At 61.6% G+C, this 12,110-nt stretch carries 14 protein-coding genes; 11 read left to right on the top strand and 3 right to left on the bottom strand.

Annotation, left to right across the window (positions count from 1 at the left end):
* Positions 1 to 31 precede the first annotated feature (31 nt).
* From CAF87_RS06730 to CAF87_RS06720, 3 genes are all read right to left on the bottom strand, one after another.
* Positions 32 to 259, bottom strand: coding sequence for a type II toxin-antitoxin system RelE/ParE family toxin (locus CAF87_RS06730; protein WP_256575991.1), 228 nt, complete (start codon positions 257 to 259; stop codon positions 32 to 34).
* Between the two features lie 46 nt (positions 260 to 305).
* A complete protein-coding gene (locus tag CAF87_RS06725; protein WP_085730699.1) occupies positions 306 to 500 on the bottom strand; it encodes a stability determinant in 195 nt (64 codons plus the stop codon).
* 253 nt (positions 501 to 753) lie between these two features.
* Positions 754 to 1,701 carry a transporter gene (locus tag CAF87_RS06720; protein WP_085730700.1) on the bottom strand — a complete coding sequence of 316 codons (948 nt, stop codon included), beginning with the start codon at positions 1,699 to 1,701 and terminating at the stop codon, positions 754 to 756.
* 211 nt (positions 1,702 to 1,912) lie between these two features.
* Here CAF87_RS06720 and CAF87_RS06715 point away from each other — a divergent pair, with 211 nt between their 5' ends.
* From CAF87_RS06715 to CAF87_RS06665, 11 genes are all read left to right on the top strand, one after another.
* Positions 1,913 to 2,947, top strand: a complete 1,035-nt coding sequence (locus CAF87_RS06715) for an AraC family transcriptional regulator (protein WP_085730701.1) — start codon at positions 1,913 to 1,915, stop codon at positions 2,945 to 2,947.
* A 56-nt stretch (positions 2,948 to 3,003) separates the two neighbouring features.
* Complete coding sequence (locus tag CAF87_RS06710) at positions 3,004 to 3,891, top strand: Dyp-type peroxidase (protein ID WP_085730702.1); 888 nt, start codon at positions 3,004 to 3,006, stop codon at positions 3,889 to 3,891.
* 9 nt (positions 3,892 to 3,900) lie between these two features.
* On the top strand, positions 3,901 to 4,869 hold the full coding sequence (locus CAF87_RS06705; protein ID WP_085730703.1) for a Gfo/Idh/MocA family protein: 969 nt from the start codon (positions 3,901 to 3,903) through the stop codon (positions 4,867 to 4,869).
* A 95-nt stretch (positions 4,870 to 4,964) separates the two neighbouring features.
* Positions 4,965 to 5,711: a GntR family transcriptional regulator gene (locus tag CAF87_RS06700; protein ID WP_085730704.1), complete on the top strand. Its 747-nt coding sequence runs from the start codon at positions 4,965 to 4,967 to the stop codon at positions 5,709 to 5,711.
* 2 nt (positions 5,712 to 5,713) lie between these two features.
* Positions 5,714 to 7,444 carry a fumarate reductase/succinate dehydrogenase flavoprotein subunit gene (locus CAF87_RS06695; RefSeq protein WP_085730705.1) on the top strand — a complete coding sequence of 577 codons (1,731 nt, stop codon included), beginning with the start codon at positions 5,714 to 5,716 and terminating at the stop codon, positions 7,442 to 7,444.
* 25 nt (positions 7,445 to 7,469) lie between these two features.
* Complete coding sequence (locus CAF87_RS06690; RefSeq protein WP_007959413.1) at positions 7,470 to 7,715, top strand: ferredoxin family protein; 246 nt, start codon at positions 7,470 to 7,472, stop codon at positions 7,713 to 7,715.
* A gap of 110 nt (positions 7,716 to 7,825) precedes the next feature.
* On the top strand, positions 7,826 to 9,229 hold the full coding sequence (locus CAF87_RS06685) for an ABC transporter substrate-binding protein (RefSeq protein ID WP_085730706.1): 1,404 nt from the start codon (positions 7,826 to 7,828) through the stop codon (positions 9,227 to 9,229).
* 2 nt (positions 9,230 to 9,231) lie between these two features.
* Positions 9,232 to 10,014 (top strand): ABC transporter permease, encoded by a 783-nt coding sequence (locus CAF87_RS06680; RefSeq protein WP_085730707.1) that lies wholly within the window; start codon positions 9,232 to 9,234, stop codon positions 10,012 to 10,014.
* Positions 10,014 to 10,862 (top strand): ABC transporter ATP-binding protein, encoded by an 849-nt coding sequence (locus tag CAF87_RS06675; protein ID WP_085730708.1) that lies wholly within the window; start codon positions 10,014 to 10,016, stop codon positions 10,860 to 10,862. Before CAF87_RS06680 ends, CAF87_RS06675 begins: the two co-directional genes overlap by 1 nt.
* On the top strand, positions 10,859 to 11,821 hold the full coding sequence (locus CAF87_RS06670; RefSeq protein ID WP_085730709.1) for a HEAT repeat domain-containing protein: 963 nt from the start codon (positions 10,859 to 10,861) through the stop codon (positions 11,819 to 11,821). Before CAF87_RS06675 ends, CAF87_RS06670 begins: the two co-directional genes overlap by 4 nt.
* A complete protein-coding gene (locus CAF87_RS06665) occupies positions 11,818 to 12,096 on the top strand; it encodes a DUF971 domain-containing protein (protein WP_085730710.1) in 279 nt (92 codons plus the stop codon). The genes CAF87_RS06670 and CAF87_RS06665 overlap by 4 nt, the downstream gene beginning before the upstream one ends.
* Positions 12,097 to 12,110 lie beyond the last annotated feature (14 nt).

The following is a 12,110-nucleotide window of genomic DNA, read 5'->3' as shown; positions in this document are numbered from 1 at the left end:
CGCTTCGGGCGGCCGTTTGGCCGCCCTTTTTTTAGGTTGATGAGGTTCGTGGGTATTGTCGTCGGGTGTGGACTAACGTCAGTATTTTGATGCGCCCGTTCACTCGATAGACCAGCAGATAGTTTGGATTGACCACCATTTCCCGAGTGCCTGGCGCTCGACCGGATCGGTAACCGTAGGGAATTGATGAAAGCCTTTGCGTTGCTACACCCACCTTGTGCTGCAGAGCCGTTGAAGCGTTTGAGTTGTATTGTTCAATGTAATCGATAATGTCAGCCAGATCGTCCAGAGCTTGATCGCTCCATTCAAGCGGCAGCGCGTCGATTCTTGCGTCTCTCTTCTAATAGCTGATCGAGCCGCACCATGGCTTCCTTGTGGGGAATGCCCGGGCGAGGGTCATCCAGTACAGCCTGCACCTTAGCGCGAAACCAGCGATCGTAGCTCTCGGCCTCTTCTTCGGATTCGAAGTCAGCGTAAAACGGGGAATGCAATATGCTCATAGTGATCTCCGTGATCAATCTCGGCAGTCTAAGGGGGAATGGCCCATTGTCGTCACTGGCAGACGATGTACCCCATGAGCCCTAGAGGAACCATGGGATAACGAAGCCCAGTATCTGCAAGCCCCCCCGTTAAATCTGCCGGACGTTTCCCTCCGTTGTCCGGCAATCTCGATCACCGCTGTAGGCCTATTCCCGCTCTCAGTTTTTCAGGTTCTCAGCCCACAAATCCGCGCACGCTTTCCTACAAATGCACTCAGAACGCATACGGAATACTCACCTTCGCCCATAGCATTTCCCCCTCTGGCCGGTTCTCCACGTCGAACTCCTTGGCCCAGCGAATCTCGGCGCTGGCGTACTTGAGGAAGGTGAAGTGCAGCGCCGGGCCGATGGCAAATACTTTGCCGCGTACGCCGTCGTTCACGTCTTCGCCGGCGAACTGCACGGTGTGGCCGAACTGTTTGTCGTCGGTGGTCTGCTTGAGGTAGTAGCCGTTGACGCCGAGCATCAGGTCGTCGGTGATCTTGTAGCTGGCCGAGTAATCGAAGTGGAAGATCTGCCCGGACTTGTAGTCGGTGTCCTTGTTTTTCTCGTTGAAGCTGTAGGTGGTTTTCATCGACACCTCGGTGCGCTCGGTCGGCAGCCAGGTGAAGGAAAACAGCGGTTTGTAGGTGTAGAAATTGTTGCTGGTGTTGGCCAGGCGGTCGACGCTGTACTCGCCGGTGGGCACGGTGATTTCCACGGCGGCGCCGAGAGTCAGGTTCTTGCCCATGTCCCACAGGATGATTGGCGCGATGGTGGTATCGCCCATGCCTTCGCGGGTGTCGCTCAAGCCGAACACCGAGACTTCCTGCTTGAGCCACGGCTGGGCGATGTAACCGGCCAGACGTCCGCCGAAAATCCGCACCGGGCTCAGGTAGTCGAGACGCGGGATCACGGCCGTGGATTCGATCTCGACGTTTGGCACCTCGCCGCCCAGCGAACTGATGTTGAGCTTCGTCGATTTGTAGTGGTTGTAGTAAAGATTGAAGGCGACCATGTTCTCGGGAAGGCTGTCGACTTCCAGCGGCAGCATGAAGAATCCGTCGGTGCCGGGGCCGATGTTGTCGACGCCGGCTTCGGTGGCCAGCGCCGGCAGGGTCGCGGCGCAGCCGAGCAGGCTCAGCGCCAGTCGTACAGGGAATGTCGCGCGGTTCGGGGTCATGTCCGTCCTCATTATTATTGTGTTTGGGCGCAACGCCGGCACGCAGGGCGCCCGGCCACTATAGAAATAAGCCCTTGGCGCACGACGGGGCAGGGTATTGGCGGACACGGAAGGGGGCTTCTGCGGACACTTCGTCAACCCTGTGCTAACTTCCTTCGACATAACCGGTAACAAAAATAACAATTCAGCGTGATCCGGAATGTCAGCCCCCATGAACGCAAAACTCCAAGACCCCACCTTCGATTTGGCGCTGGTGTCGCCATTTCTGCTGCAGACCCTGGCCGAAGTCGCCGCCAGCAAGGGCCTGGAGCCGCAAAGCCTGTGCCGTGGCTTGGGCTTTGACGTCGAGGATCTGCAGGATCCGTCGCAGCGGATTTCCTATCGCCAGGCCGTGGCCATGATCCAGCGGGCGCTCAAGGCCTTGCCCAATCAGGGGTTGGGCCTGTGGGTCGGTGCGCAGAACGTGCTCGGCACCCTGGGGTTGCTCGGGCACGTGCTGTCGCTGTGCAAAAACTTGCGCGATGCGTTCGAACTGGGGATTCGCCATCAACACACGTCAGGCGGGATCGTGGTGATCAGCGTGGATGTGGTGGGCGAGCAGGTGTACGTCGACGTGGAGTGCCGCTTGCCGTTCGCTGAGGTGCAGATATTCGCCGTCGAAGAGTTTTACGCCAGCCTGCTGGTCTACGGTCGGGCGCTGGTGGGTGAGACGTTCAAGCCGATTGCCGTGGAGTTTGTGCATGCCGCGCCGGATTACGTCGATGAATACCGGCGCCTGCTGGGGCCGGACGTGCGCTTCGGCTGTCTGCACAACCGCATGCTGATCGACGTGCAATGGCTGGATGTGAACCTGCCCAATCACCATTCGCTGGCGTTGCGTCAGGCAGTCAAATTGCTGGAGCTGGAAGCGGCGCAGGTGCATCAGAAGCTCGATCTGATTCAGGCCGTGGAACGCGCCATTGCCCGGGACCTGAGCCGGGGCAGCCACATCGAAAAGATCGCCGGCGACCTGAACATGAGCAGCCGCACCTTGCGCCGGCGGCTGACCGAACACTCACTGACCTTCGAAGCGTTGCTGGAGCAAGTGCGCCAGGCGCGAACCATGAGCCTGCTGGCCAATCCCGACATGCCGATCGAGCGTATTACCGAGGAAGTCGGCTACAGCGACGTGCGCAGTTTTCGCCGCGCGTTCAAGCGCTGGACAGGGAAGAGCCCGAGTGCGTGGCGCAGCGAGTGCGTCATCTGATCCCACACAAATCCTCCGGCTACAGTTAAACTCCGCGCTCTTTCCAAGGAGTCGACATGAGTTACTACCAGCCGGGCATTCTCGCCACCCCAGTTCCGCCGCAAGCACGTCACCTGTTTTTCGCCCTCGAGTCGGTTGAAGCGCTGCCGCAGGCGATCGACAACCTGCTGAACCTGGTGGACGGCAAGTCGGCGGTAGTCGGTTTCGGTGAATCCTTGGTCAAGGCCCTGAATGTGAACATCGATGGCCTGCGCAGCTTTCCGGCGCTGACCGGCGTTGGCGTGGAAAACCCGTCGACCCAGCACGCCCTGTGGGTCTGGCTGCACGGTGTCGACCGCGGCGAGCTGCTCAACCGCAGCAACGCACTTGAGGCCGCGCTGGCCCCGGCGTTGCGTCTGGTGCAGATGCAGGAAGCCTTCCGCCACAAGGACGGCCATGACCTCACCGGTTATGAAGACGGCACCGAAAACCCGCATGACGAAGCCGCCATCGCCGCCGCACTGCAAAGTGAAGGCGCGGACGGTCTGGTCGGTGGCAGCTTTGCTGCGATCCAGCAATGGCAGCACGACCTCAAGGGTTTCCATGCACTGTCCGCCGAAGACAAGGACAACATCATGGGCCGTCGCCTGAGCGACAACGAAGAGATCGACGACGCGCCGGTGTCCGCCCACGTCAAGCGTACCGCCCAGGAAAGCTTCGCCCCGGAGGCCTTCGTCGTGCGCCGTTCGATGCCGTGGATCGAAGGCGACCGCGCCGGCCTGATGTTCCTGGCGTTCGGTTTCTCCCTCGATGCCTTCGAAGCGCAACTGCGCCGCATGAGCGGTCTGGAAGACGGCATCACCGACGGTCTGTACCGCATCAGCCGGCCGATCACCGGTGGCTACTACTGGTGCCCGCCGCTGCAAAACGGCCACCTCGACCTGCGCGCGTTGCGCATCGGCTAAGGCGTGACGATGAAAGTGGTGCGCTGGGGCATGATCGGTTGCGGCAGTGTCGCCGAACGCAAGAGCGGGCCGGCCTTCTACAAAGCCCCCGGCTCGGCGTTGGTGGCGGTGATGGGGCGACGCCTCGAAGCCGTGTCCGATTACGCCGCGCGTCACGGCATCGCCCGGACTTACACCGACGTCGATGCCCTGATCAATGACCCCGAGGTGGACGCGGTGTATATCGCCACGCCACCCGACAGCCACCACGCTTACAGCCTGAAAGTCGCCGCCGCCGGCAAGCATTGCTGCGTGGAAAAACCCATGGCCCTCAACGCCAGGCAAAGCCGCGAGATGCAGCAAGTGTTTGCCGATGCCGGTCTGCACTTGTTCGTCTCCTATTACCGCCGTTCGTTGCCGCGTTTCCAGCAGGTGCGGCAATGGCTGGAACAGGGTCGCATAGGGGAAGTCCGGCACCTGAGCTGGACGCTGACCAAGGCGCCGTCGCCCAGGGATCTGGATGGCAGCGCCAACTGGCGCACCGATCCGGCGGTGGCCGGTGGCGGCTATTTCGCGGATCTGGCCAGCCATGGTTTTGACCTGTTCCAGTACCTGCTCGGCGATATTGTCGAGGTGGCCGGGTTCACGGCGCGTCAGGCCGGGTTGTACGCGGCGGAAGATGCGGTCAGCGCCAGTTGGCGGTTTGCCTCGGGCGCGCTCGGCATGGGCTGCTGGAGTTTTGTCGCGGATCGCCGTGAGGATCGGGTCGAGATCATCGGCAGCCAAGGGCGGATCGGCTTTTCGGTGTTCGACGAGCATCCGGTCGAGCTGCGCGCCGATGAGGGCATCAGCCTGGAAATCCCCCATCACGAACACATCCAGTGGCACCACGTGCTGGGCATGAACGCGCAGATTCGCGGCGAATCACTGCATCCGGCGACAGGGGCAGAGGCCCTGAAGACCGATTGGGTCATGGATCAAATCCTCAAGCGCCACTGAAGGCGCATCTAACCTTATGCTGATTCGGTATTTCTCAAGCTTGTCATAACGTCTCTAAGATCACGTCATAACTCGTTATAACAAGTGATCTCGTGATGACCGATAACGTTCTCTCTCTGGGCAGTGTCCCGTTGCACACCCAACTGCGCGACGTGCTGCGCGCCCGCATTCTCGACGGCGAATACCCGCAAGACAGCCAGATGCCGTCTGAAAGCGAGCTCGGCACGCTGTTCAAGGTCAGCCGCATCACCGTGCGCCAGGCCCTGGGCGATCTGCAGAAAGAAGGGCTGATCTTCAAGATCCATGGCAAAGGCACCTTCGTCGCCAAACCCAAGACCTTCCAGAATGTCAGCACCTTGCAAGGCCTCGCCGAGTCCATGACCGGTCGTGGCTATGAGGTGATCAACCGCCTGCGCAGTTTCAAATTCATCGCCGCCGACAAACTGGTCGCCGAGCGTTTGCAGGTTGCCGAAGGCGAAATCGTCGCGCAGATCAAACGCGTGCGCCTGATCAACCGCGAGCCGATCTCGCTGGAAATCACCTACCTGCCCAAAGCCATAGGCGAGCGGTTGGAGAAGGCCGATCTGGTCACCCGCGACATCTTCCTGATCCTCGAAAACGACTGCGGCATTGCTCTCGGCCACGCCGATCTGGCCATCGACGCGGTGCTGGCCGACAGCGACCTGACCCAGGCGCTGAACGTCGAGGCCGGCTCGCCGATCATGCGCATCGAGCGCCTGACCCACGACGCCAACGGCCAGCCGCTGGACTTCGAACACCTTTACTACCGTGGCGATGCGTTCCAGTACCGCCTGCGGATCGACCGGCAAAAAGGGGCCTGAACATGACCCGCAATACTCTCGAACAGGAATACGACATCGTCGTGATAGGCGGCGGCACCGCCGGCCCGATGGCCGCGATCAAGGCCAAGGAAAAGAACAAGGAACTGCGCGTGTTGTTGGTCGACAAGGCCAACGTCAAGCGCAGCGGCGCGATCAGCATGGGCATGGACGGCCTGAACAACGCAATCATTCCCGGTCACTCGACGCCGGAGCAGTACACCAAGGAAATCACCATTGCCAACGACGGCATCGTCAATCAGGCGGCGGTGTACGCCTACGCGACCCACAGTTTCGAAACCATCGAACAGCTCGACCGCTGGGGTGTGAAGTTCGAGAAGGACGAAACCGGCGATTACGCGGTGAAGAAAGTCCACCACATGGGCGCCTACGTGCTGCCGATGCCGGAAGGGCACGACATCAAGAAAGTTCTGTATCGGCAGTTAAAACGGGCGCGGGTGAGCATCACCAACCGACTGGTCTGCACCCGTTTGCTGACCGACGAGGAGGGCGCCGTCAACGGCGTGATGGGGTTTGACTGCCGCACCGCCGACTTCCATGTGATCAAGGCCAAGGCGGTGATCCTCGCTTGCGGCGCGGCCGGGCGACTCGGTCTGCCGTCCTCGGGTTACCTGATGGGCACCTATGAAAACCCGACCAATGCCGGCGACGGCTATGCGATGGCGTACCACGCCGGGGCCGAGCTGGCGAACCTCGAGTGCTTTCAGATCAACCCGCTGATCAAGGACTACAACGGCCCGGCCTGCGCCTACGTCACTGGCCCGCTCGGTGGCTACACCGCCAACAACAAGGGCGAACGCTTCATCGAATGCGACTACTGGAGCGGGCAGATGATGTGGGAGTTCCACCAGGAGCTGGAAAGCGGTAACGGTCCGGTATTCCTCAAACTCGATCACCTGGCCGAGGAAACCATCCAGAACATCGAGGAAATCCTCCACAGCAACGAGCGCCCGAGCCGCGGCCAGTTCCACGCCAATCGCGGCACCGATTACCGCACGCAGATGGTCGAGATGCACATCTCGGAAATCGGTTTTTGCAGCGGCCACTCGGCGTCCGGGGTGTGGGTCAACGAACGGGCGGAAACGTCGGTGAAAGGTTTGTACTCGGCCGGTGACATGGCCGCCGTGCCGCACAACTACATGCTCGGCGCGTTCACCTACGGCTGGTTCGCCGGACATAACGCAGCGGACTTTGTCGCCGGGCGCGAGTTCTCCGCTTTGGATGTCGAGCAGATCGAGAAGGAAAAGACCCGGGTCTACGCACCACTGGACCGCGAGCACGGTCTGCCGCCGGCCCAGGTCGAGTACAAGCTGCGGCGCTTCGTCAACGACTACCTGCAACCGCCGAAAGTGACGAAGAAGATGGAGATCGGCCTGCAACGCTTCAGCGACATCGAACGCGATCTCAACGAGATGAAGGCCAACAACGCCCACGAACTGATGCGCGCCATGGAAACCAGCGTGATCCGCGACTGCGCCGAAATGGCTGCGCGCGCCTCGCTGTTCCGCGCCGAAAGCCGCTGGGGCCTGTACCACTACCGCGTCGATCACCCGCAACGGGACGACCGCGAATGGTTCTGCCACTGCCACCTGAAGAAGGGCGAAGACGGGCGCATGATCAGTTTCAAGAAAGCCGTCGAGCCTTACATCATCCCCCTCGATGCCGAGGAAATGCAGGCTTACGACCGACTTCGGGTCGGCGCTTTCGCCGCTTGAAGCATCACTAGAGAGAGTCCGGACCATGGCCTATCAAGCCCAGGAAATCTTCTTCCGCTCCAATGCTCCCGTCACCGTGGACGAGGACAAATGCATCGCCGAAAAGGGCTGCACCGTGTGCGTCGACGTTTGCCCGATGGACCTGCTGGCGATCAACCCGGCCACGCAAAAGGCCTACATGGCTTTCGATGAGTGCTGGTACTGCATGCCCTGCGAAAAGGACTGCCCGACCGGCGCGGTGAAAGTCGAAATCCCGTATCTGCTTCGCTAAAACGCTATCCGGCAACACCGGACGCCTGCTTCAAGACACCCCTCGTTTCCCACCGCGCCCTGATCGCGGCGGAGACGAACATCCTATAAATGATTCGAGGGGATTCAACCATGTTGCGTGCAGCAATCGCCGGTCTGGTACTGGCTTCGTTCACCTTGTCTGCTTCGGCCGAAACCATCCGCATCGCCATCGGAACCCAGGACACCACCATCAACTGCGCCGCCGGCGGGCTGTTGATTCGCGAGCTGGGCCTGCTCGACAAATACCTGCCTCACGACGGCGCCTACAAGGACGCCAAGTACGACGTACAGTGGAAGAACTTCACCAGCGGCGCACCACTTACCAACGAGATGGTCGCCGGCAAACTCGACTTCGGCGCCATGGCCGATTTCCCCGGTGCGTTCAACGGCGTGGCGTTCGAAACCGCCGGCAAACACAGCCTGTTCATCAGCGTGTTGTCGGGCAGCATCAAGGGCAGCGGCAACGGCATCGTGGTGCCGAGCGCGTCGGGCGTTCAGTCTTTGAGCGAACTCAAGAGCAAGACCATTTCCGTACCGTTCGCCTCCACCGCCCACGGCATGTTGCTGCGCGCTGTGGCGGAGCAGGGTTGGGATCCGCTCAAGGATGTGAACATCATCGCCCAGCCGCCGGAGGTCGCAGGTTCCGCGTTGCAGGCCGGCAAGATCGACGCCCACGCTGACTTTGTGCCGTTCGCCGAACTGTTCCCGAGCCGTGGTTTCGCCCGCAAGATCTACGACGGCGCCCAGGCCAATGCGCCGACCTTCCACGGTGCGCTGGTGGATCAGGCCTACGCGAAAAAGTACCCGGAAATCGTTGTCGCCTATTTGCGCGCAAGCATCGAAGCCAATCAGCTGCTGGCCGCCGAACCGGAGAAGTACAGCGAACTGATCGCCAAGGTCACCGGTGTCGATGCCGAGGTCAATTACCTGTTCCACGGCCCGCTCGGCGTGCAGACCCGTGACCTGAGCTGGAAACCGGAATATCGCCAGGCCGTGGGCACCGCCATCGACACGCTGAAGCTGCTGAAGAAGGCCGATCGCGGGCTCGATCTGAATACCTTTATCGACGATCAGTACATCCGCGCGGCGTTCAAGGCCTCGAATCTGGATTACACCGCGCAACTGGCCAATTACGCGCAGACGCCGTTGAAGTCTGTCGATGCGGTGACCGGAAAGGCCATTTCGGATTTCAGCCATGTCGCCGAAATCTGGGTGCGCGGTGAGGACAAGGTCCGGCGTTATTCCTCGGCTGAAGAGGCGTTCACGGCGTTGGCCGGCCTGAAGTCGGAAGGCAAGAACATCCGGGCGGTGTATGCCCAGGCGAGTGACAGCGGGATCAAGTTGCTGGCGGAGCAGGCGTGGTTTGCCAGTGATGGGAAGGGGCACCTCAGCGCGTTTTTGTTGAAGGGGCAGGCGCAGCAATTTGCGTCGGAACAGGGAGGCAAGGTGTTTGATTTCACCGATGCCACCGCGCAGGCCGTGGCCAGTCGCTAATCATGAAAATCTCAAAAAAACGCTGGATATCAAGAGCAGCCTCGCTGCTGCTCTGCCTGCTCTTCTGGCAACTAGCCGCCAGCCACCACTGGAACCTCGGCCTGGTCACCTTCGCCAACGTTCCGACCCCATTGGCCGTGATCGAAGCCGCATTGGGCCTGGGCGACTCCGGCAAGCTCATCCAGCACCTTAGCGCGAGCCTCGGCCGGGTCTTCGCCGGTTACCTCGCAGCGCTGATCATAGGCATCGCCCTGGGCCTGGCCATCGGCCGTTCAAAATGGGCTGAAGACCTGCTGCTGCCGCCACTGGAAGTGCTGCGTCCAATCCCGGCCGTGGCGTGGATTCCACTGGCCATTCTGATGTTCCCGTCGTCGGAATTGTCGATGGTGTTCATCACCTTCACCGGTGCGCTGTTCCCGATCCTGCTCAACACCGTGCACGGTGTCGAAGGCGTCGACCCGCGCCTGATTGCCTCGGCCAAAAGCCTCGGGGCCGGGCGCCGGGCGATCCTGCTGGAAGTGATCCTGCCGGGCGCCGCGCCCAGCATCATCACGGGCCTCGCCATCGGCATGGGCACGTCGTGGTTCTGTCTGGTGACCGCCGAAATGATCTCCGGCCAGTTCGGCATCGGTTACTACACCTGGGAGTCCTACACGATTCAGAACTACGCCGACATCGTGGTCGGCATGTTGCTGATCGGCGTGTTGGGCATGGGCAGCAGCCTGCTGATCAAACGCCTTGGCGGTCTGTTCACGCCCTGGCACCGACCACGAGGAAAAGCCTGATGAGCGTGATGCAAGCCCCGGAAGGGCGGATCGACATCCGCCAGTTATCCATCGTCCTCGGCGAGGGCCGGCACGCGTTCGAAGCGGTGCAGGGGCTGGATTGCCAGATCGAGCCGGGCCAGTTCGTGTGCATTCTCGGGCCGTCCGGTTGCGGCAAATCGACTTTGCTCGGCGCGCTGGCCGGGCATCTGCAACCTCACGGCGGGCAGTTGAAAGTCGACGGCGCCGAAGTGTCCGGCCCGTCACCGCAGCGCGGCATGGTGTTCCAGCATCACACCCTGTTCCCGTGGCGCACGGTGCGTGACAACGTCGCTTTCGGCCTGAAGATGCGTGGCATCGGTAAAAGCGAACGCCATCGTGCCGCCGATGACATCCTCAAACTGGTTGGCCTCGAAGGATTCGCCGAACGCTGGCCGGATCAGCTCTCCGGCGGCATGCAGCAACGGGTAGAAATCGCCCGGGTGCTGGTCAACCGGCCACGGCTGTTGCTGATGGACGAACCCTTCGGTGCGCTGGACGCGTTGACCCGCCTGAACATGCAGGAACTGTTGCTGGACATCTGGACGCGGATTCGCACCACCGTGGTGTTCGTCACCCATGACATCGACGAAGCGCTGTTCCTCGCCGACCGCTTGCTGGTGATGAGCGCACGGCCGGGGCGGATCATCGAAGACCTGCGCCTGGACTTCCCACGGCCACGCACCACCGAACTGGTGACCAGCCACGCGTTCTCGCGCCTCAAGCGCCACTGCCTCGATCTGCTGCGCCATGACAACGACCGACCGCTGCCGCGCCTGAACCCGCTCGGTTTGCCTCCTGAAAACGCCTTGCCGAGATTTGCCCTGTGACCTCATTTTTTGCTGTGACCGATAACGAAGACATTCTCGCCCTGCAACCGCGACTGACCGCTGATGACGCCGGAGTGCGCCGGATTGCCCTGATCGATCTGGCCGACCTTGAAGAGCCGGATGGCTTGCTCTGGCTGGTTGAGCGGTTGGCCGAAGACCCTGCCGAAGAGGTGCGTGCCGAAGCAGCGCGTCTATTGGAAGCCTGGGAAGACGAACCGGTGGTTGAAGCGCTGTGTCAGGCGCTGACGGATCCGTCGCCGGCGGTGCAGGCTGCTGCGGCGCAGAGCCTGAGCCTGCTCAAGACCGAAGCGGCGGGAAGGGTGATTTTGCCGTGGACCGCTCATGCCGAAACCAGCGTGCGAATTGCCGCGTTTCGGGCCTTGCGCGAATTGCGTTTCCCCGGCGCCGCGCCTGCCGCGATTCAGGCGTTGAACGATGCTGATGCGAGTGTGCGTCGCGAAGCCGTTGGTGTGCTCGGCTGGCTCAAACAGCTGGATGCCTTGCCGGCGCTGGCACGCTTGGCCAGTGCTGACCCAGACACCGAAGTACGCCGCGCCGCTACCGGCGCCTTGGGCCTGGCGAGTGGCGCAGATGTGCTGCCCGCCTTGAGTCAGGCCTTGCAGGACGACGCCTGGCAAGTGCGCGAAGAAGCCGCGACAACGCTCGGCAAGGTCGGCCACACCGACGCCGGGCCGGCTCTGATCGAAGCCTTAAGCGACGATTACTGGCAGGTTCGTCTGCGCGCAACCCGCAGCCTTGGCCGTTTGCGTTACGTGCCGGCACTCGACGCCCTGATCGACACCCTCGGTCATCGCATCAGCAACCTGCGCAAGGAAGCTGCGCTGGCGCTGGGCGAGTTGAATGATCGCGGCGCCGTGGCCGCGTTGCAGGCCGCGCAGGACGACGGCGACCCGGAAGTGCGCAAAGCGGTGCGAATTGCCTTGAGTCAGTTGCAATGAATCCGCTGGCGATCGGCAACTCCCAAAGTGAGCACCGGTTGCGGCTGAGCTGGCCGGATGGCCGCGAGCAGCTGCTTGACCATGCCGAACTGCGCCGCCAGTGCCCGTGCTCGCAATGCCGGGCGTTCCGCCTGCGGGGCTCGGCTCCGCTAGTGGATGATCGAGTGCGTGTAATCGAACTCAACCCGCAGGGTTACGGCCTGCAACTGGTGTTCAGCGACGGCCATCAACGCGGGATCTATCCATGGCAGTTCCTGGCGCAACTGACACCGTAGGTTCGCCGCATTCA

The sequence above is a fragment of the Pseudomonas sp. R38(2017) genome (assembly GCF_002112395.1).
Lineage (GTDB): Bacteria > Pseudomonadota > Gammaproteobacteria > Pseudomonadales > Pseudomonadaceae > Aquipseudomonas.
This window is presented reverse-complemented; position numbering and strand designations above follow the sequence as displayed.

What these genes read in the sequence shown, in the direction of transcription:
- CAF87_RS06665 (WP_085730710.1), top strand. Translation starts at nt 11,818, where the DNA reads ATGAATCCGCTGGCGATCGGCAACTCCCAAAGTGAGCACCGGTTGCGG.
- CAF87_RS06705 (WP_085730703.1), top strand. Translation starts at nt 3,901, where the DNA reads ATGAAAGTGGTGCGCTGGGGCATGATCGGTTGCGGCAGTGTCGCCGAA.
- CAF87_RS06725 (WP_085730699.1), bottom strand. Translation starts at nt 500, where the DNA reads ATGAGCATATTGCATTCCCCGTTTTACGCTGACTTCGAATCCGAAGAA.
- CAF87_RS06685 (WP_085730706.1), top strand. Translation starts at nt 7,826, where the DNA reads ATGTTGCGTGCAGCAATCGCCGGTCTGGTACTGGCTTCGTTCACCTTG.
- CAF87_RS06710 (WP_085730702.1), top strand. Translation starts at nt 3,004, where the DNA reads ATGAGTTACTACCAGCCGGGCATTCTCGCCACCCCAGTTCCGCCGCAA.
- CAF87_RS06690 (WP_007959413.1), top strand. Translation starts at nt 7,470, where the DNA reads ATGGCCTATCAAGCCCAGGAAATCTTCTTCCGCTCCAATGCTCCCGTC.
- CAF87_RS06700 (WP_085730704.1), top strand. Translation starts at nt 4,965, where the DNA reads ATGACCGATAACGTTCTCTCTCTGGGCAGTGTCCCGTTGCACACCCAA.
- CAF87_RS06715 (WP_085730701.1), top strand. Translation starts at nt 1,913, where the DNA reads ATGAACGCAAAACTCCAAGACCCCACCTTCGATTTGGCGCTGGTGTCG.
- CAF87_RS06675 (WP_085730708.1), top strand. Translation starts at nt 10,014, where the DNA reads ATGAGCGTGATGCAAGCCCCGGAAGGGCGGATCGACATCCGCCAGTTA.
- CAF87_RS06720 (WP_085730700.1), bottom strand. Translation starts at nt 1,701, where the DNA reads ATGACCCCGAACCGCGCGACATTCCCTGTACGACTGGCGCTGAGCCTG.
- CAF87_RS06680 (WP_085730707.1), top strand. Translation starts at nt 9,232, where the DNA reads ATGAAAATCTCAAAAAAACGCTGGATATCAAGAGCAGCCTCGCTGCTG.
- CAF87_RS06695 (WP_085730705.1), top strand. Translation starts at nt 5,714, where the DNA reads ATGACCCGCAATACTCTCGAACAGGAATACGACATCGTCGTGATAGGC.